This window comes from [Clostridium] aminophilum, from assembly GCF_900101295.1.
GTDB lineage: Bacteria > Bacillota > Clostridia > Lachnospirales > Lachnospiraceae > Clostridium_R > Clostridium_R aminophilum_A.
This window is the reverse complement of sequence record NZ_FOIL01000030.1, coordinates 19,771-39,209: the sequence shown is the minus strand read 5'-3', so window position 1 is coordinate 39,209 and position 19,439 is coordinate 19,771. Positions and strand designations below refer to the sequence as shown.

The following is a 19,439-nucleotide window of genomic DNA, read 5'->3' as shown; positions in this document are numbered from 1 at the left end:
GGGATAGCAAGCATGAAGAAGAACATCGACGACATCAATGGATGGCTCTATCACAGAATCCGTATGTGTATATGGAAACAATGGAAGAAGCCCAAGACAAAGGTGCGAAATCTGATTAAGATGGGTGTGCCCGAGGACTTGGCGCATATTGCTGGCAACAGTCGGCGTGGATATTGGTTTACCACACATACAGTCGCAGTCAACATGGCGATGACAAAAGATAGACTGATAAACAGTGGCTTCTATGATTTAGCCACAGCCTATCAGTCTGTGCACGTCAACTATTGAAAGCGCCGTATACCGAACGGTACGTACGGTGCTGTGAGAGGACGGCGGTTAGTCACCGCCTCCTACTCGATTAGTTTTTGAAATCCGTATGTTACAGGAAAGAGAAGCGAACTGCGAGCCAAAACCTGTGCCGGCGGGAGATCCCGGCGGCTGCCGCGAAACGCCCGCAATTCGCAGATCATGGTTCACCTTGCCGGCACAGGGATATTCACGAAAAAGCAGAGAGTCTGCCGTGTAGGAGCAATGCTGTCAGGAAATCTCTTCGTCGGCATCGCGGAAATCGTTCTGCTTCAGATATTCTTTCATCTTGAAGGCACAGAAATACGGGAACGTATAGACCGCATTGGCGTAGCCTACGTTGAAATCGCCGAGCTTGATGCCGAAAGTAATATCATGGTAGGCCTTGTTTTGAATCAGAGAGGCCAATGATTTTGAACGGTCAGTGTTGGATTTCACTTCCACCGGAATCAGGTTATTCTGTGTCCGGACAAAGAAATCTTCTTCCAGAGAGGAGTTTTCCTTCTTATAGTAAAAAAGACCAAGTCCCTGCTTGAGGAACGCTTCCGCTACAAAGTTTTCATACAGTGCACCCTTGTAGACACCGAGGTTTTTATTGATGCGGAGATCGTCCTGGGCTTCTTCGTCTAAAGCGGATACCAGAAGACCGGTGTCGGGATAATAGAGTTTGTATTTGCTCTCTTCAACATTTCCTTTCAGGGGAAGTTCCGGATATTGCAGGCAGCTGCACTCTGTGATGACGCCGGCGTCTTTCAGCCATTCGATGCAGCCGTTATATTCCCGGGAACGGGCATTCTTAGCAATTTTATTGAATTGGAATTTTTTGTTTTCCTTTGCCAGTTGAGCCGGAATACTGCGATAAACGCTGATAATCTTTGCCTGATCCAGACCTTCCGCATATTTTCGGACATCCTCTTCATAGTCAAGGCGGATCTGTTCCTGAACATCCAGCGTGCCCGAAAAGGTTCCTGTTTCTATGTAAAGACGGATCACATCCGGCATTCCGCCCAGAACGCAATAGTCCAGAAACAGTTTCTTAAAAACGGAAAGTTCATTTTCATTGAACGGACGGTTTTCAAGCATATGGGTGAGAATGGAATCGATCTGTTCCTGTGAGTATCCTTTGGCCCAGAGGAATTCTTCAAAATCCATGGAATACATTTCATAATCGGTCTTGGCACCGACACTGTTGCTGTGAATCTTCCGGTAATTGATCCCTAACATGGATCCACTGCAGATGACATCGTATTTTCCATCGATCTTAAAGGACTTCAGCGTCGTTGCAATATCCGGATTTTCCTGAATCTCATCAAACAGAAGGATGGTTTTGCCGGGAATGAATTTTTTGGATGGATCGGCCAGAGAAATGTTCCGGATTACGCTTTCGACATCGTAGCCGTCAGCCAGAATCTGCATGAATTTTTTTTCCAGCGCGAAGTTGAGATAGACCACATTTTCGTAGTTGTCCCGGGCAAAATGCAGGATGGATTCGGTTTTCCCGATCTGACGGGCACCTTTCACAATTAACGGTTTATGATTTGAGTCTGCTTTCCAGCTTTTTAAATAATCGTCAATCTTTCGTCGGTAGTACATCCTTTCACCTCCGAGTTTACAGTATCACATAAAATGAGGGACTTCAATGACTTTGATCACATTTTATGAGCGAATTATAAACATATATTCACATTTCATGAGCGAATTTAGAAGCAAAGATCACATTTCATGAGCGACTTTTAAAACGCATCATCACATTTTGCAGCAGGCAAGAAAAGTGGACACAAAAAAATTGTTTCGGTTGCGGATGCCCTTATGGGGGACAGTGATAAGGAGTCAGAAGATACGGACTTTTGAAAGCCTGGTAACTGCCGGGCGGTGTATGTTGCCGTGGGACAGGTCCCGGCTTCGCCCGGCATAGAGATGGAAGAAAGTTAAAACGAACGTAAAGATGAACTGCGCGATGAGAATAGGAAGAGGATCGCGCGTTTTTTTATTACTGAATCAGTTTTTCCAACACATCGTACATGGCGTCATTATGGACTGCCTGCTTTACCGTATCAATCGCCGGTTTTGCGGCTTTGCGCATCTCTGCGCGCGTTTCATCGGTGAGACTGCATTCCGTCAGATGATATTCACTGATCAGACGGTCGTGGAAGTGCTTTTCATCCAACTCTGTCACATCATAATCGTATTTTTCCAGATCTTTACAAGCCCGGAGAAGTAACTTCTGATACTCTGCCGGCATGGAGTCAAATTTTGTCTTATTCATGCAGACATCCAGACTTGGCATCATGGACTGGGTTGGGATGAGATATTTCTGGACTTCGGCTGCACCGGACACAACCGCGTTTTCTAAGTTATTATCCTGCGCGTCGACGGTTCCGTTCTGAAGTGCCATGTAGAGTTCACTGAACGCAAGCGGGGTCGGGTTTGCTCCGAGCGCGGACCAGACTGCCATGCGGGATTCCGCCTGAGCGGTGCGGATTTTCAGCCCCTGAAGATCCGACAGACTGGAAACCGGACGGTTTGAGGTCAGATTCATGGATCCCCAGACGCGGAGCATCAGGCACTTTAATCCTGCTTTTTCGTTTGCTGCGTTGTACATATCCCGGAATTCGCTGTCCGTGATGATGCTCATCACCTTGTCTTTGCTGAGACCGGAGAAGAGGAACGGAGTGTCAAAAATCTGTGTCTCCGGAACCTGGCTGGAATGTGTTGATCCGGACTGATAGGCAATATCAATGTCTCCTTTCAGGCAGGACGTGATGATCTCCGCATCGCTTCCCAGCTGGCCGTTCGGGTAAACCGTCACGCTGATCTTGCCATTGCTTTTTTCTTCGAGCGTATGTTTCAGCGCGTTCATCAGAACCTGTTGACCGGAATTTTCTGCCCCGGCATGTGCTATTGTCAGTGAAATATTCGGTCCATCTGCGGGGATGGAGGGATATTCTGCAGACAAATATTTCCTGTAATCCAGGGATGGTTCGGCAGAAGCGTTCTCTGTCTGAACGGCGGCTGACTGCTGCGAGCTCTGGTTGGACGGTTGGGGTGAACCACAGGCCGCCAGACTGAATAACAGACTTCCGGTTGCAATGAGAGCATGGACAGAACGCAGTTTCATAGTATTTGATCTCCTTTCGTGTTTGCATTTCTGAATTTAAATATGACCGATCGATATGCCGTCTTACAAAAGACACATGGAAAATTGAGGAACAAAGGTAATCAGAATAAGAGCCGCAAGAAATGTTGCGATAAAAGGCATCGCTCGTTTTCCTAACGCCATGGGCGGTTCGCCGACAATCGGAGCGGCGACAAACAGGGTTACACCGAACGGCGGTGTTACGAAACCGATTGCCATATTTACTGTCATGATAATGCCGAGGTGTACCGGATCAACGCCGAGCGCGGACGTCATCGGCAGAAGCATCGGACCAAGAATCATCAGTGCGGGTCCGGTATCCATTACCATACCGATGAGAAGCAGCATAAGATTCATGATCAGCAGTACCGCGATCTTTGAGGTGAAGTGTGTCATGATGAAACCGGAGAGCATCATGGGGATCTGAAGCAGCGTCAGAATGCGGCCAAAGGCGGTTGCCACCGCCAGGATAAGTCCAAGAGGAGCCAGCGTCTTACAGGCTTCCGTCAGCAGGTTCAGGACTTCAGACGGTTTTACCGTCCGATAGACGAAGATGGATACGAGAAGCGCGTAAATGACAGAGATGCATGCAACTTCTGTTGTAGTTACGATTCCGGAATAGATTCCGCCGAGAAGAATAACCGGAGTCAGCAGCGCCCAGATCCCGTCTTTGAACAGGGGCCAGAATCCGTTTTTCCGGATGTTTTCTGTGGCTTCCAGAATCCGTTCCCGGTTTTCTCCTTTACGGACACAAAAGATTACAGAATAGATCATCAGACAGAGCGCAATCACAATGCCGGGAATCACTCCGGCAATAAAGAGTTTTCCGATGGAGACTCCTGTCGCCGTGCCGTACATGATGAAGGGAACGGATGGCGGAATGATGACACCGAGCCCTGCCGCAGTTGCCACCAGAGCACCGGAGAATTTCGTGTCATATCCCAAATCCAGAAGGATGGGGATTGTCATTGCGCCGACGGCGGCGCAGGTCGCGGTTCCGGATCCGGAGATAGCACCGTAGAAGAGGCAGGTTACGATTACGGCACAGGGCATGCCGCCTGGAACTCTGCAGAGAAAATAGGCAAAGACATCAAATATTTTTCGGGAAATGCCGCCTTTGGCCATAATGATTCCGGAAAGAATAAAAAGCGGGGCTGCCAAAAGGCTGCTGGAGTCTGCCCCTCCGATGATACTGCGCAGCACAAACTGAACGTTTCCGATGAAAGAAGGGTCCATGGATCCCGGAACCATGGCGGAAAGGATCAGAACCCAGGCAAGAGGAAAACCCACCAAAAGTGTGATTGCAAAGCAAAGAAAAAGTGCAAGTGTCATGGTTAAGCCTCCTTTTCCCGATGTGTAACCTGCGGCAGGATTACCTGAATATATCGGATGACGGCAAGACCGAAACCGACGGGCATGGACAGATAGATATATTGTTTCGGAAGATGAAGACCGGTACTGATTTCTCCGGCGATTACGGATTCCTGAACGGCGGTGACTGACTGGAAGAACAGAAACGCCGTAAAGAGCAGACTTGCCACGGTCAGAACCAGTTTCAGGGTACGGTTTGCCTTCGACGGAAGCGCCGAGATGACAGCATCCATACGCAGTTCACTTCCGAGCCGGATGCTGTAGGGAAGCGCAAGAAAGATGAACCAGATGAATGCGTATCGGCAGAATTCCTCGGACCAGCTCAGGGAGGCATTGAATATATATCGCCGAACGATTTGGTAAAGCATGACGATGACGATCGAGCATAGAATTGTGACCAGAAACAATTCTTCGACATAACGGTTAAGCCATTTCAGCAATTTCATGTATTCAGATCCTCCCTTTTACTATGAATTTTTAAAACAGCCCTGATAGTACATTGTCAGCTGACTGTCGCGGTACATTTCCCGAACTTCTTCCGGTGTCATTTTCAGAAAATCGAGAAACCGGTCTTTCAATTCCTGAAGAAATCGGTGCCATTCTGTCGGATCCAGAAACGGATCTTCTTCTCCCCGGCACCGTCTCATATATTTTTGGTAGATATCATTGTGAAACGGATGGTTTCCAAGCATGATATCTACCGGCTCATCCCAGACTTTCGCGATGGAGTCTAAAAAAGCATCCTGAAGCGAGAGCGGAAGATTGTTTTTACGGAGGGACTCCTTTGAGAGTGAGACGAACCCAGCGCCGCCGTATATCCCGATGTGGACGGTTCTGCCCCGATAATCCATATCCCAGAAATGTGACATTACTCCAACTGTGTGTCCCGGTGTAAGAACACAGCGAATGACGGTATTTCCCAATTCAATGGTGTCCCCGTCCTGCAGTTCGACATCCGGAACAAAAGATTCGTTATATGGTCCGAGATCACGGTTCATCGCAGCGACGCGCTCCGGATTTTGTCGCATATCCATTGCATCCGCCGCACTAAGAAATGTTTTGGCATGTGTGCGGTGTACCAGCGCATTGACACAGCCAAAATGGTCGCTGTGGGCGTGAGAGACGATAATGTATTTGATATCCCGGATATGAAAACCGAGATAATCGATATTGTAGAGAAGCCCGGGGAGGCCGGAGGCGGCCGGAACATCCAGCAGGATCAGTCCGGCGCCGGTGTCGATCAGATGGGAACAGCACCATTCGTTTCCGACAAAATAGAGATTGCCGGCAATCTGAAAGGGCGTTCGGTCAAGAAGATAAGGATGGGCCACTGCTTCGGGAGGCGGCATCATATTTCCAAATCGATTGATTGTTGTCATTTCATTCCCCCTTTGCTATAAAACCGGCTTTGCGCGCTTGCCTTGTTTTTTATTACAGATATAGATTAAGCCAAATACTGCATGCTTACAATTTCACCCTCGATATGCTATTATAGCCAAAAAGGAATAATAAAAACACGCGAACGATTGTGCAAAGAGAAAAGGATAAGACGATGGACCTCAGACAGATTCGTTATTTTATTGAAGTTGTACGGAATGAACACATTTCAAAAACAGCAGATTTGCTAAATATCACGCAGCCGACGCTGAGCAAGGCGATCTCTTCTCTGGAGAAGGAGCTCGGAGTTTCTCTTTTTGACCGGGTAGGAAATCGTATCCGGCTGAACCAGAACGGACGGCGGTTTTATGAAAACGCAAAACTTTCGATCAATTATCTCGATTCCGGTATTCTCAGTGCAAAGCAGACAGTATACGACGTCACAGGAACAATTACGATCTCGTGCTGGTGTTTTGCCCCCATTCTCTGGCTGTGCATCGATGGGTATTCACGACTGAATCCCAAAACGGATTTCATGGTTTTTCAGAGTTTTTATGATCAGAAAACGTCGGAAAGCGATCAGACCATTGATTTTATTCTTCGGAGTTATGCCGATTCCTCTGAGGAAACCACAGCGGATCAGTTTTGGGTCCGGCAAAAACTGTTTTCGGAAGATCATTATCTGGTAATCGGACCTGAATTTCCGGGATTTCATGAATTGACAGATCACACGGATACGGTGGATCTGACACAGCTGAAAGAAGCACCGTTTATCACGATGAAAGCGGACACCCCGTTTTTCCATGATATTACCTATCAGATCTGCAAGAATGCCGGATTTTGGCCGCACACGTATTTCCAGACCGATGATTTTTTGATGAAAATGCAGATGATCAATTCCGGAAATGCGATTGCATTTCTTCCGGAGTGCTGTTTGGATAATGCGCGCGCCCTGTGTCCCGGTATGAAGGCAATGAAGATTCAGGGATATCATGCAAGACGGAATGTTTCTCTCCTGCGAAAGAAAAGGGTACTTCTCTCAGAAGCAGCTGCTGATTTCTGGGATTATGTACTGGATTATTATAATCTCCCCCCGGATACACGAGAGTAAGCCCCGGACTTTCAAGCACCTCATCACATTTCATGTTTCGGTTGCGGATGCACCTTATGGGGGACATTGATAAGGAATCAGAAGATACGGACTTTTCGACAACATTTGCAGCGTTTTCTTGAATAGGGATTCATACCGAATTATAATAGAATTAAGAAATTATACATTTTAATGAGAAATTCTTTCATGAGCAAAACAGCCCGGATCTTCCATATAGGATGAGATCCGGGGATACAGGAGAATACAATGAGTTCCAAGAATAAGAATCTGATCCGCACGAAGAACGAAGCCAATCAGCCGACGGAGCTGGAGAAGGCCACTTTTGTCACCAAATGCATCTGCCGCAGGTGCGGCCGGGAGGTGAGCGTGAAGAAGCTGACCGGATGGAAGGCGCTGAGCATGACGTACGGGTTTGAGTGCCCGTACTGCCACACGCCAAACAGCAAGTTCAGCCTTGCCGGAACCTGCATGACCTTTGCGGTGCTGGCGGCGCTGGGTGTGGTTCTGAAGACCTTCGGGATGTGATGCGGACGTCCATGGCCGAAAGGTGTAACGGAAGGAATCCGGGATATCGGCGGAGGTATCGCTGACAGGTCCGGACCGAAAAAGGAAACCGTTTATCGGAACACGAAGACAGGCGAAAATGCGGAAGTATCTGACGATTCAGGAGGAAACCGATGATTCGTCAGGTGGGAAGGCAGGTATCGTGAAGAACAGGATCTACAGAAAGATAAAGGATAACAGCGGCATGTCGCTGATTGCGGCTCTGCTGTATTTTGCATTCTGCACGATTATCGGTACGGTTCTGCTGGCAGTCGCCGGAACGGCGGCGGGCCGGATTTCACAGGTCGATACCGGCGCGGAGGAGCGCTATCAGCTGGTATCCGCGGCCAATCTCCTGTCAGAGAAGATGGGAGCGAGAACATTTCGCACGGCGCGGACACTCAGCAAGACGTATGTGGTCGATGAGACCGAAGATCCGCAGAATGAGGATTTTACCGGGGGCGACGAGCCGTACCCGGAGCGCGGAGGGGACCCGCTGAACATTTCCGGAACGGCGATAACGGAGAAACTCTCGGAACTTGCGGACAATATGGCGCGCGAGGTCGTGGATGAGAAGTGGGGCAATGGCGACGGCCAGCTTTTTCATGGCTGGGAAGACACGCTGGCTGATTCCGTGACGCCGGCAAACCGGTCCTGGGACAAAGGTGACGCCGGAACGGAACCTGTGAAATATCAGGTTGTCTGCATGACGCCGAAGAAGAACGGTTCTGCTTCGATCGACGGGGTGGAAAGTGTCTATGCCAGGGTTGAGATGGATGAGAATCTGGGGATCACGGCGTACCTCTACACGGTGGAGGGAGCAACGGAAACGGAGCGGAACGCGCTGGCAAAAGAAGAAGAGGCATACCGGAAATCACCGATGTACCTGATCGTGCGCATTCCGGCGAAAAACATCAACGTGAAATATGAGCAGATCGTAAAGATCGAGAAGGTGGAGCCGGAGGAAGACGACGGCGAAGAAGATGACGGAGACGAGGATGAGCCGGAGCTGTATTCGGTTCGTGTAACCCGCAAGGTGGGACTCAGTGAGATTGGCTGGAAGGATGCGGTTATCACGGTGATCAATCCGAAGGACGCGGAGGATGGAGATTAAAGACAGGGAGTGAGGACGATGAGAATTCGAAAATTGAGATCAAAACGGGGAGAGACTATCCCTGAGACACTGGTTGCACTCTTATTTGTCACGTTCGGATCTGTGATTTTCGCTTCGCTGGTGATGATTTCGAAAAAGGTGATCAGCAACGCGGAGACCGGTTATCAGATGTTTATGCGGGCGCATAATACGATGGAAATGAGAATCGGCGGGGACGACCCGGACAGTGAGCCGAATCTGACGAAGGATAATACGATACAGAAAATCAATATCCGCAGCGTGGACAGCAATCTGGCTCACTCCATGATCAACGGTACCCTCGGCGCATCGGAAGATATATCATTTTACAGATATACACCGCGAACCCAGTCCGGCGGGACAGACACGGAGGCTGCAAGCCGGTATCCGTACTATTTCTACACGGTGCGGTAATTTCTTTACAGGAGAGGCAGGGATCGAATGAAGATGAGAGAATTCTTTAAAAACAGAATATGGCATTCTTCGACGGGCGTCTCTCTGGCGGAACTGCTGACCGCCATTCTGATCATGAGTCTGGTTATGACCGGCGCGGCAGCAGGCCTGACGACGGCGATCCGCGTTTACCGGCAGATGACGCTGAAGGCGGATGCGGAGACGCTTCTCGGAACGACGATCACGGTGCTTTCCTCCGAGCTGAGGACATCGTCGAAGAGCAATCTGTCGGAAGAGGGCGGAGCACAGACGATGGAGATTTACTGCGAGGATCAGAAGATGTATCTGACATTTTCCAATGATCCGGTAAAAGGAATTCAGGTCACGGCGGATACCGTGACGGCAGAGGAGAGAGGACTGGATGATCCGGCGGCGGAATTTCCGCTGGTCTCTGCGCGGACAAAGACGGACGGCCTGTACAACGAAGTGACATGGGATGACTGTGAGAACGGACAGTTTCTTTTTACCGTTACGGTCCGGGCGGTCGGAGCGCCGGCGGATTCGCAGCTTGCCAGTCAGGCCGTTGTCGTGCAGTCGATGGTGACGCAGACGGCGTTCGATTGATTTTTATAAATAACAGGAAAGCCGGAGAGCATATGCAGAAGAGAAAGAATCGAAACAGATGGAAGATGGGATATTCCCTCGCGGAACTGTTGGTCGTTGTCGCAATCCTGATTATACTCGCGGGGGCAGGCGGCTTCGCCTTTGTTCAGCATCAGCGGAAGGTGCGGCTGTTCGGACTGAATAATTCCGCAAAAGAGATTTTTCTTGCCGCGCAGAATCATCTGGCGGTGGCGAAGGCCAGCGGCAAATGGAAGCAGCTCGTCGCCCGGGATAAGGCGCTGGAGGAAGATGGAGGCGAACGACTCTCCAAGGCGATGGCGGAGCCGTCGGATTTTCCGGATGATATCGCGTGGAATGACGATTCATTCCGGTATCTGACCAGCGACGATCTGAGTTACCGTGGCAGCACGGTGGCCCGGGATTACACGAATGCGATTCTTCCGGCTTTTGCGGTGGACTCGACCATTCGCGGAAACAGTTTTGTCATCGAGTATGACGAGGAGACGGCGGTTGTCTACGGCGTGTGGTATACGGATGTCATGATGCCGGACCGGAAGCACTGGAAGAAGTTTTCCGACATTGAGGATCCGTCGTCCGCGGCCTATCCGGGATTGAATGAATCCCGAAAGGATGAGAATCGAGACAAGCGCTATCAGTATGAGAAAGAGGCGGGCGGAGCTCTTCTCGGATACTATGGCGGAGCGGCGGCTGAGTCCAGCGAAGGAACCGTGGAGATTCTGAAGACGCTTGCGGTCACAGTGGACAATGAAGACGACCTCGTCGTAAATATCGTGAATCCGAACCGGTCTGAGACGAAGATGACCATCCGGGGAGAGACGAGCGGCAATGAAGTCAGCCGCACGATCCAAAGTTCGGATTTCGATGCGGGGAATCTGGCGAGAGTGACGCTCGATAACCTGATTATTTCGGCGGATCCGGACCGGCCGTCGGAGAAACATTTTGCGGATCTCTTCCCGGGAATGATTCCGGGAGAGAATCTTATCATTACTGTTACCGTGACGGATTCAACCGGAAAAGAAGAGTCGGCGACGGTGGAGACGAACAGTCTGTTCGCGTCCGTTGACGACGCCGGGGATGCGTCGAGCCCGGCAAAAATTGCCTACATCCGGACGGCGCGGCATCTGCAGAACCTGAGCGTGGCATTTTCCGGCGTGAACAGCGCCTCGAGAGATCAGATCCTGATTACGGAGGCGTCGCTTCAGGACAGCTTCAACTGGAATGAGAGCGGTCATGCGCCGGCGCTGCGAAGCATCGAAAATGATGATCTGAAATTATTTGACGGAAACTTCTACACGATAAAGAATCTGGAGATCGCGTCGGATGCGGCCGGGAAAGTCGGCATGTTCGCCGAACCGCCGGTACTGACGGACGGGCTGGGGAACCCCGTGCCCATGGAGATTCTCCGGCTGACACTGGATCACGTGACCATCGATACCCCGGGAAGTTCTTCCGACATCGGCGTTCTCGTCGGCCGTGTGCCGGTGAACGGTCAGGTATCGCTGCAGGATTGTAAGATTGATACGGTCAATTTCCCGGCAGCCACGAATGTAGAGAACATCGGCGGATTTGTCGGTTATGTGTCGGAGCATGCGTCGCTCTCGATGAAGGACTGCACGCTTTCGGCCAGCGAGGACCCGGCGACGGCGACGCCGGCGGCTCCCATCCGGATCCGGACGGAAGCCGGTTCGGCGGGCGGCATCGTCGGCATGATCGCTCCGCATGCGGAGGCGACGTCGCTGGAGAATGTCCGGATTTTAGTCCGTCAGATGGAGATCAATGCGAAAGGCCGCGACAGTTTTGCGGGCGGCGTGATCGGCGACGGATGGGGAGAATCTCTCTCTCTGAAATCCGTTGAGGCGAATGCGACCGAAGGATTTTCGATCGTATCGACCGTGGAGTCGGCGGGCGGCCTTGCCGGACGGATCCGGGCAAAGGACGTGACCGTGGAGAGCAGCTCCTTCCTTGCAAGAACAGAAGAGGGCTGCAGCACGGATGCCGTTTATCCGGATATGATAAACGGCGCAAGGGCGGCAGGCGGTCTCATCGGTGACTGCTCGACCGATAGCGGAACCGCGCCGAAACTGGTGATGACGGAATCCTTTGCGAGCTGCTATGTGAAGTCCGGAGGAACGCTGCTGAGCAGCGTGAATGCGGCTGCCTTTGAACAGGCGGCGGGCGGTCTGGTCGGTTCCATGAAGGTTTCGGCGGGATCTCTGATTGACAAATGTTATTACGGCGGAAGAACGGCTGACGGCGCGTTCCGGACGAATGCACCGTATACCGCCGGGAGCGCGGCCGATTACGTGCAGGGGCGCTGGAATATCTGTGCAAAGACGTCCTCTGTTCATCCGAATGTGAAGACGCTGGCGGCTGGCGGTCTTATCGGTTATCTGAAAGGACCGGTGGAGATCCGTCACTCATACTCGACCGGATCGGTTTACCGCGAAAAGAATGTGACGGAGAACGGCTCCGGCGGTCTTGTGGGCATCATTGCCGACGGATCGGGAGCATTTGCCGTTGAGACCTGCTACAGCACAGGCCTGGTATACACGTCGGACGGACTCAATGCGGTGGGCGGATTTGCCGGCGCACAGCCGGGAACAGGAACCTTTACCGGAGATTTCTTCCTGCAGGGTGTGAATTATAACCAGACACTGGAAGGGGCCGGCGCAGGAGCCATCTCCGGCGTGACGAAGGCAACCACCGGCGACGGCAGCGCTTTCTTTGCCACCGCAAGAGCGGAGGCGAAGTGGAAAGATAAACCCTATGACGCGACGCTGAAAGACGCGGGCGGAAACGCGCTCTTCCCGTACAAGACGGTGGACCAGCTGGACGGCGGCGACACCCGGAATGAGGTGAAGTATCACACCGGAGACTGGACGGTGCCGGAGCCGATAAGCGTTACACCGAGCGAAATCACGGGGGACTTCGGTCTGATCTATTACGAGTGGATTGAGGGTGATCCGAATATCTATTTTGAAGGTTACACCTGTGAGCGGAAAGATCCAACGGCCGGATACACACTCGGCAATATGGTTTATCACTATGTATCCTCGGCCGGAAACGATGAGTCGCTGAGGGGCAGTGTTTTCGTGACGGAACACGGGAAATATATCAAGCAGGATGGATATCTTCTAGTTGAGAAGAATGATCTCACAGATCTGAATCTGGCAAGCCTGAAGGTTGGATATGCCGGCCGAAATGAGTTCAACAACGGTGCGACGAATGGTTACTGGATGCAGGAAAGCCATCTGCTGACGGATGCATTTGTTGAGTACACGGAGATGGAGTCTCTGCTCTCACTGAGCGGATATAAGGTGTATGCGTATCGTTACACACCGAATTACACCTATCAGGCCGGGCAGGACGGAACGGTGATGGAGTTCGGAAATGATCCCAACCATCCGTTTGCAGTATTTGAATTTCTTCCGTTCTTTGCCGGCGAGGTCAAGGGGCCGGATGAAACGGGAATTTATATGGAAAAGGCCGGTACTCCGAACGGGGACGGAACCTATTATCACCGGATCCGGAGCGCACATCAGCTGAATATGCTTGCTCAGTTGGACGGCGTGAAGATCAGCGGTTCATATCTGACAATCACCGGCGGCGGACACACTACGGTAAAGCAGGATCTGGATATTACGTTCGATCCGGCAAAAGTCAGCTTCACGATGTGCGGAAGCGGCGGAACTACGGTGCCGGCAGACGAGAGCATCGCAATGCCGAAGAACGGTGACGGCTCTTACGAGAACCAATCGTTCCTTTCCATTGCAAACGGAGCGGTGTTCGAGGCAGACAAGGGACCGGACAACAAGTACTATACGCTGGATCATCTGAGCAAGCCGATTTTTGCAGGCGCGGTTCAGGGAACCATTCAGAATTTGCATATTACGAATGCAACGTTCCCTTATCTGGCAGAGGTAATGTATGAAACCGGAGTTATCCGCGGTGTTCATATTACGGACTCGTCCTTCACGTCGATTCTTTCCACGTCGATGCAGGGACGGATTGAAGATCTGCACATCGCAAATTCCACCGGTTCTTATCTGGTGAATACGATTTATTACGGCGGCGCAATTGACGGGCTTCATATCTCGAATTCGAACATCAGCAATCTGGTCGGTACCAGTCAGGGTACGGTTCGGGATGTTCATATCACCGGTTCAACGCTCGCACAGCTGATTCAGAGTAATCCGGGTGTGCTGACGGTCATCCGGATCGCGAACTCGACGCTGGATTATCTGGTAAAGACGATCAATTACGGAGGAATTGTTTCGGACTATCAGTTTACCGACACGACGTTTCAGCACGGGCTGTACGAGACAAATTTGGGACAGATGATAGAGAACCCATAAGGATGCAGTTTTCTTGTGGGAGATGAAAATCAGTTGTATTTGATTTTGCGGAGGCAGGAAATCCTGCCTCCGTTTATTCTGTCTTAAAAATATTAGCACTCATGTATTGACAGTGCTAATAAACGGTGATATTCTGAAGACAACAAGGAACTGTTCTATAATAGATAGAACACAAAAGAGGCGATGAAACGTGAAAGAAAGACAACACGGCAGAGCTGCATAGAATGACAGTCATTGAAGTGGAAGGATCCATGAGATGGCAAAACATCACAATGGCAGACACCAAGAGATGACAAGAACACAGTACACGAAGAACAACAAAATGATAGACAGTCTGAGCGGAAGGGAGGCTTGGAAATGAACATTCAGAAATTCACGCAGAAATCCATGGAAGCGATGCAGAATACGGAGAAGATCGCCGTGGAGCACGGCAATCAGGAGTATCAGCCGGAACATCTTCTTCTGGCGCTTCTTCAGTTGGATGACAGTCTGATCCTGAAACTGATCAAAAAGATGGGAATTTCGGCGGAGCAGTTCGCCGACGAGGTGGAGCGCGCCATCGGACGGCTTCCGAAGGTTCAGGGCGGTCAGCCCTATGTATCCCAGGATCTGAACAAGATTCTGACCATGGCGGAGGACGAGGCAAAGCGGATGGGAGATTCGTATGTCTCGGTGGAGCATATTTTCCTGACCATGCTGAAATACCCGAATAAATGTCTGAAGGAGCTGTTCCGCACCTACGGCATCACCCGGGACAAGTTCCTGAAGGTTCTGTCGGAGGTCCGCGGCAATCAGCGTGTGACGACAGACAATCCGGAGGATACCTACGACGCGCTGAACAAGTACGGATATGATATGGTGGAGCGGGCCAGAGAGCATAAGCTGGATCCGGTCATCGGTCGCGATATGGAGATCCGGAACGTGATCATGATTCTTTCGAGAAAGACCAAGAACAATCCGGTGCTGATCGGACAGCCGGGCGTTGGCAAGACGGCGGTGGTCGAGGGCTTAGCGCAGCGGATCGTCAGCGGCGATGTGCCGACGGGACTCAAGGACAAGAAACTTTTTGCGCTGGACATGGGGGCTCTCATGGCGGGGGCGAAATACCGCGGCGAGTTTGAGGAGAGACTGAAGGCGGTTCTCGACGAAGTGACAAAGAGTGAGGGAAGAATTATTCTCTTCATCGATGAGCTTCATACCATCGTCGGGGCGGGCAAGACCGAGGGTTCCATGGACGCCGGCAATATGTTAAAACCGCTTCTGGCAAGAGGTGAGCTCCACTGCATCGGTGCGACGACGCTGGACGAGTACCGCAAATACATTGAGAAGGATGCGGCGTTGGAGCGCCGGTTCCAGCCGGTGATGGTGGACGAGCCGAATGTGGAAGACACCATTTCCATTCTCCGCGGACTGAAAGAGCGGTATGAGGTCTTCCACGGAGTCAAGATCACGGACTCTGCCCTCGTCAGCGCAGCGACCTTGTCCAACCGGTATATTTCCGACCGGTTCCTGCCGGATAAGGCCATCGACCTGGTGGATGAGGCCTGCGCCATGATCAAGACGGATCTGGATTCCATGCCGGCCGAGCTGGATGAGCAGCGTCGTCGGATCCTGCAGATGCAGATCGAGGAGAAGTCGCTGGAGAAGGAAAATGATAACCTGAGCAGAGAACGTCTGGAGAATCTCCGGAAGGAACTGGCCGAGATGAATGAGAAGTTCAATTCGGACAAGGCGCAGTGGCAGAATGAGAAGGACAGCGTGGAGAATCTCTCGAAGATCCGTGAGGAGATCGACCGAGTAAACGGAGAGATCCAGACCGCGCAGCAGAATTATGACCTGAACAGGGCGGCGGAGCTCCAGTACGGAAAGCTGCCGGAACTGCAGAAGAAGCTGGCGGAAGAGGAAGAGAGAATCAAAGATGAGGATCTGAGCTTTGTGCACGAGAGTGTGACGGAGGAAGAGATCGCCCGGGTGGTATCAAAGTGGACCGGAATTCCTGTGACGAAACTGAATGAATCGGAGCGGTCGAAGACGCTCCATCTGGATGAAACGCTTCACAAGAGAGTGATCGGACAGGATGAGGCAGTGGAGAAGGTGACGGAGGCGATCATCCGCTCCAAGGCGGGAATCAAGGATCCGACGAAACCCATCGGTTCGTTCCTGTTCCTTGGACCCACCGGCGTCGGCAAGACGGAGCTGGCGAAGTCACTGGCGGCAGCGCTCTTTGACGACGAAAATGCCATGGTGCGCATCGATATGAGTGAGTACATGGAGAAATTTTCCGTGTCCCGTCTCATCGGAGCGCCTCCGGGCTATGTGGGTTACGATGAGGGCGGTCAGCTGACCGAGGCGGTCCGCAGAAAGCCGTATGCGGTTGTTCTCTTCGATGAGATCGAGAAGGCGCACCCGGATGTCTTCAACATCCTTCTGCAGGTGCTGGATGACGGACGGATCACGGATTCCATGGGTAAGACCGTGGACTTCAAGAACACGATTCTGATTATGACGTCGAATCTGGGATCCCAAGAGCTGCTGGACGGCATCGACGCGGCCGGAAACATTTCACCGGATGCCAGAGAGAGCGTGATGCAGGAGCTGCGCGGAAGCTTCCGTCCGGAGTTCCTGAACCGACTGGACGAGATCATTCTCTTCAAGCCGCTGACGAAGGACAATATCACGCACATCGTGGATCTGCAGCTCAAGTCTACGAACCGCCGTCTGGAGGATAAGCAGGTTCGGATCGAACTCACCGATGCGGCGAAGGCGTATGTGGTGGAGAACGGCTATGATCCGGTCTACGGTGCAAGACCGCTGAAGCGGTTCCTGCAGAAGAATGTGGAGACGCTGGCGGCGAAGCTGATTCTGGAGGATAAAGTCCGGGAGGGCGGAACGATCCGGCTGGATGTGTCTGACGGTGCGCTCACGGCGGAGGCAAAAAATTAATCTGTATTAATTTGTAGTTTGCATAAAAAACGTTATTAAGTACGAAAAGGCGACGATACTAATACCAAGGAATTACAACATTTCCCCTTTTCCTTTTTCGTTCATACTGGGAGGCCTGTCTCTTCGGAGGCAGGCCTTTTGGTGTTGTGGTGGATTTTGTATTTTTGATTACAATCAAATCCTTCCTGTTCTGCTTTCTTTACAATAGTGAACGGCAATGGGGAACGGCGGGCTGCGGACAGCGCGGTCATCGCGGAACCATGAAACGAACTATGAAATGAACTATGAGACGAAACGCAGGAAACAGGAAGGATTGGAAACCATGAAAACAGATATCCAGATTGCACAGGAAGCACAGCCGCTGAATATTTTAGAGATTGCAAAGGCGGAGAACATTGACCCGAAATACATCGAGCAGTACGGAAATGACAAGGCGAAGATCAGCTACAATCTTCTGAAAGAGGATCCGGACCGCAAAAACGGGAAGCTCATCCTGGTTACTGCGATCAACCCGACTCCGGCCGGCGAGGGAAAGACCACGACATCGGTGGGACTCGCGGACGGACTCCATAAACTCGGAAAGAAAGTAGCCGCAGCGCTCCGCGAGCCGAGCCTCGGCCCGGTCTTCGGCGTGAAGGGGGGAGCGGCCGGCGGCGGTTACGCGCAGGTTATTCCGATGGAGGACATCAACCTTCATTTTACCGGTGACTTTCATGCCATCGGCGCGGCGAACAATCTTCTCGCTGCCATGCTGGACAACCATATATATCAGGGAAATGCCCTGAACATCGATCCAAAGCGGATTACATGGAGACGCTGCGTGGATATGAATGACCGTCAGCTGAGAAATGTAGTCGACGGCATGGGCCGCCGCGTCGACGGCGTGACCCGCCAGGACGGCTTCGATATCACCGTAGCCAGCGAGATCATGGCGGTCTTCTGTCTGGCAACCGACCTCACGGATCTGAAGGAGAGACTGTCCCGGATCATTGTGGGCTACAATTATGACAATCAGCCGGTGACCGCCGGCGATCTGAAGGCGGCGGGTGCGATGGCAGCACTCTTAAAGGACGCGCTCAAGCCGAATCTGGTACAGACTCTGGAGCATACGCCGGCATTTATCCACGGCGGTCCGTTTGCGAATATTGCTCACGGATGCAACTCCGTTCTTGCAACGAAGATGGCGCTTCATCTGAACGATTATGTGGTGACCGAGGCAGGCTTCGGCGCGGATCTCGGCGCGGAGAAATTCCTGGATATCAAATGCCGCATGACCGGTCTTGTACCGGACGCGGTTGTGGTTGTCGCAACCGTTCGCGCGCTGAAGCATCACGGCGGCGCTGCAAAGGCAGAGCTTGGAAATGAGAACCTTCAGGCGCTGGAAGCCGGTCTTCCGAATCTTCTGCAGCATGTGGGCAATATGTGCGACGTTTACAAACTTCCGTGTGTGGTTGCCATCAACAGGTTCCCGACGGATACGGAGGCGGAGATCCGTCTGGTGAAAGACAAGTGCAGAGAACTGGGCGTCAATGTCGTTCTCTCCGATGTGTGGGCAAAAGGCGGCGAAGGCGGTGAAGATCTGGCAAAAGAGGTCATCCGTCTCTGCGAAGAGCCGGACAAGCGTCATTTTACCTTTGCGTACGATGTGAACGACTCCATCGAGGAGAAGATTAACGCCATCTGCACCCGGATCTATCATGCGGACGGGGCGGATTTTACCGCCGAGGCGAAGAAGCAGATCAGGATACTGACGGAGCTGGGCTTCGACAAGATGCCGATCTGTATGGCAAAGACACAGTACAGCTTCTCGGACAATCCGAATCTCCTCGGCGCGCCGAAGGGCTTTCGCGTGACGATCCGCAATGTGAAAGTTTCTGCAGGCGCCGGTTTCCTCGTTGCGCTGACCGGTGATATCATGACGATGCCGGGTCTTCCGAAAGTGCCGGCGGCAGAGAAGATTGATGTGGATGCGGACGGCGTGATCACCGGCCTTTTCTAAGGAAACACGGAGTATACCGGTATTTTCCGGGAGCCTCCGGCAGATGGCACAGTTTTTCCAAGGCGCAGTGTCAATCCGACAAGGGAAACGCTTGAATCAGTGTTTCCCTAAAATCCGGGGTTTCCTAA

General features: G+C 51.8%; 14 protein-coding genes. 9 read left to right on the top strand and 5 right to left on the bottom strand.

What is annotated here, in order from left to right:
- The coding region (locus BMW41_RS09080) for a group II intron maturase-specific domain-containing protein (RefSeq protein WP_074649808.1) at positions 1-288 on the top strand (288 nt) is incomplete at its 5' end.
- Positions 289-537: 249 nt separating this feature from the next.
- On the opposite strand, the gene BMW41_RS09075 is transcribed toward BMW41_RS09080, so the two are convergent.
- The 5 genes from BMW41_RS09075 to BMW41_RS09055 form a co-directional block, all read right to left on the bottom strand.
- Complete coding sequence (locus tag BMW41_RS09075) at positions 538-1,899, bottom strand: ATP-binding protein (RefSeq protein ID WP_074649805.1); 1,362 nt, start codon at positions 1,897-1,899, stop codon at positions 538-540.
- A gap of 397 nt (positions 1,900-2,296) precedes the next feature.
- Positions 2,297-3,424, bottom strand: a complete 1,128-nt coding sequence (locus BMW41_RS09070) for a TRAP transporter substrate-binding protein (protein WP_074649804.1) — start codon at positions 3,422-3,424, stop codon at positions 2,297-2,299.
- 63 nt (positions 3,425-3,487) lie between these two features.
- Entirely contained in the window at positions 3,488-4,774 is a 1,287-nt protein-coding gene (locus BMW41_RS09065) for a TRAP transporter large permease (protein ID WP_074649803.1), read from the bottom strand.
- Positions 4,775-4,776: 2 nt separating this feature from the next.
- Positions 4,777-5,259 carry a TRAP transporter small permease gene (locus BMW41_RS09060; RefSeq protein WP_074649802.1) on the bottom strand — a complete coding sequence of 161 codons (483 nt, stop codon included), beginning with the start codon at positions 5,257-5,259 and terminating at the stop codon, positions 4,777-4,779.
- 21 nt (positions 5,260-5,280) lie between these two features.
- The gene (locus BMW41_RS09055) at positions 5,281-6,192 is read right to left on the bottom strand and encodes an MBL fold metallo-hydrolase (protein WP_074649801.1); all 912 of its coding nucleotides are present in this window, start codon (positions 6,190-6,192) and stop codon (positions 5,281-5,283) included.
- A gap of 173 nt (positions 6,193-6,365) precedes the next feature.
- Between BMW41_RS09055 and BMW41_RS09050 the strand changes: the two genes are divergently transcribed.
- The 8 genes from BMW41_RS09050 to BMW41_RS09015 all read left to right on the top strand — a co-directional run bounded on the left by BMW41_RS09050 (position 6,366) and on the right by BMW41_RS09015 (position 19,311).
- Positions 6,366-7,301, top strand: coding sequence for a LysR family transcriptional regulator (locus BMW41_RS09050; protein WP_074649800.1), 936 nt, complete (start codon positions 6,366-6,368; stop codon positions 7,299-7,301).
- Positions 7,302-7,547: 246 nt separating this feature from the next.
- Positions 7,548-7,826 carry a hypothetical protein gene (locus BMW41_RS09045; RefSeq protein WP_074649799.1) on the top strand — a complete coding sequence of 93 codons (279 nt, stop codon included), beginning with the start codon at positions 7,548-7,550 and terminating at the stop codon, positions 7,824-7,826.
- A gap of 118 nt (positions 7,827-7,944) precedes the next feature.
- Positions 7,945-8,958 carry a hypothetical protein gene (locus BMW41_RS09040; protein ID WP_074649798.1) on the top strand — a complete coding sequence of 338 codons (1,014 nt, stop codon included), beginning with the start codon at positions 7,945-7,947 and terminating at the stop codon, positions 8,956-8,958.
- An 18-nt stretch (positions 8,959-8,976) separates the two neighbouring features.
- The gene (locus BMW41_RS09035; protein ID WP_074649797.1) at positions 8,977-9,390 is read left to right on the top strand and encodes a type IV pilus modification PilV family protein; all 414 of its coding nucleotides are present in this window, start codon (positions 8,977-8,979) and stop codon (positions 9,388-9,390) included.
- Between the two features lie 27 nt (positions 9,391-9,417).
- A complete protein-coding gene (locus BMW41_RS09030) occupies positions 9,418-9,993 on the top strand; it encodes a PulJ/GspJ family protein (RefSeq protein ID WP_074649796.1) in 576 nt (191 codons plus the stop codon).
- Positions 9,994-10,025: 32 nt separating this feature from the next.
- Entirely contained in the window at positions 10,026-14,369 is a 4,344-nt protein-coding gene (locus tag BMW41_RS09025) for a pilus assembly FimT family protein (RefSeq protein WP_074649795.1), read from the top strand.
- Positions 14,370-14,726: 357 nt separating this feature from the next.
- On the top strand, positions 14,727-17,312 hold the full coding sequence (clpB, locus tag BMW41_RS09020) for an ATP-dependent chaperone ClpB (RefSeq protein WP_074649794.1): 2,586 nt from the start codon (positions 14,727-14,729) through the stop codon (positions 17,310-17,312).
- A gap of 322 nt (positions 17,313-17,634) precedes the next feature.
- The gene (locus BMW41_RS09015; protein ID WP_074649807.1) at positions 17,635-19,311 is read left to right on the top strand and encodes a formate--tetrahydrofolate ligase; all 1,677 of its coding nucleotides are present in this window, start codon (positions 17,635-17,637) and stop codon (positions 19,309-19,311) included.
- Positions 19,312-19,439 lie beyond the last annotated feature (128 nt).

What these genes read in the sequence shown, in the direction of transcription:
- BMW41_RS09075 (WP_074649805.1), bottom strand. Translation starts at nt 1,899, where the DNA reads ATGTACTACCGACGAAAGATTGACGATTATTTAAAAAGCTGGAAAGCA.
- BMW41_RS09070 (WP_074649804.1), bottom strand. Translation starts at nt 3,424, where the DNA reads ATGAAACTGCGTTCTGTCCATGCTCTCATTGCAACCGGAAGTCTGTTA.
- BMW41_RS09065 (WP_074649803.1), bottom strand. Translation starts at nt 4,774, where the DNA reads ATGACACTTGCACTTTTTCTTTGCTTTGCAATCACACTTTTGGTGGGT.
- BMW41_RS09060 (WP_074649802.1), bottom strand. Translation starts at nt 5,259, where the DNA reads ATGAAATTGCTGAAATGGCTTAACCGTTATGTCGAAGAATTGTTTCTG.
- BMW41_RS09055 (WP_074649801.1), bottom strand. Translation starts at nt 6,192, where the DNA reads ATGACAACAATCAATCGATTTGGAAATATGATGCCGCCTCCCGAAGCA.
- BMW41_RS09050 (WP_074649800.1), top strand. Translation starts at nt 6,366, where the DNA reads ATGGACCTCAGACAGATTCGTTATTTTATTGAAGTTGTACGGAATGAA.
- BMW41_RS09045 (WP_074649799.1), top strand. Translation starts at nt 7,548, where the DNA reads ATGAGTTCCAAGAATAAGAATCTGATCCGCACGAAGAACGAAGCCAAT.
- BMW41_RS09040 (WP_074649798.1), top strand. Translation starts at nt 7,945, where the DNA reads ATGCGGAAGTATCTGACGATTCAGGAGGAAACCGATGATTCGTCAGGT.
- BMW41_RS09035 (WP_074649797.1), top strand. Translation starts at nt 8,977, where the DNA reads ATGAGAATTCGAAAATTGAGATCAAAACGGGGAGAGACTATCCCTGAG.
- BMW41_RS09030 (WP_074649796.1), top strand. Translation starts at nt 9,418, where the DNA reads ATGAAGATGAGAGAATTCTTTAAAAACAGAATATGGCATTCTTCGACG.
- BMW41_RS09025 (WP_074649795.1), top strand. Translation starts at nt 10,026, where the DNA reads ATGCAGAAGAGAAAGAATCGAAACAGATGGAAGATGGGATATTCCCTC.
- clpB (WP_074649794.1), top strand. Translation starts at nt 14,727, where the DNA reads ATGAACATTCAGAAATTCACGCAGAAATCCATGGAAGCGATGCAGAAT.
- BMW41_RS09015 (WP_074649807.1), top strand. Translation starts at nt 17,635, where the DNA reads ATGAAAACAGATATCCAGATTGCACAGGAAGCACAGCCGCTGAATATT.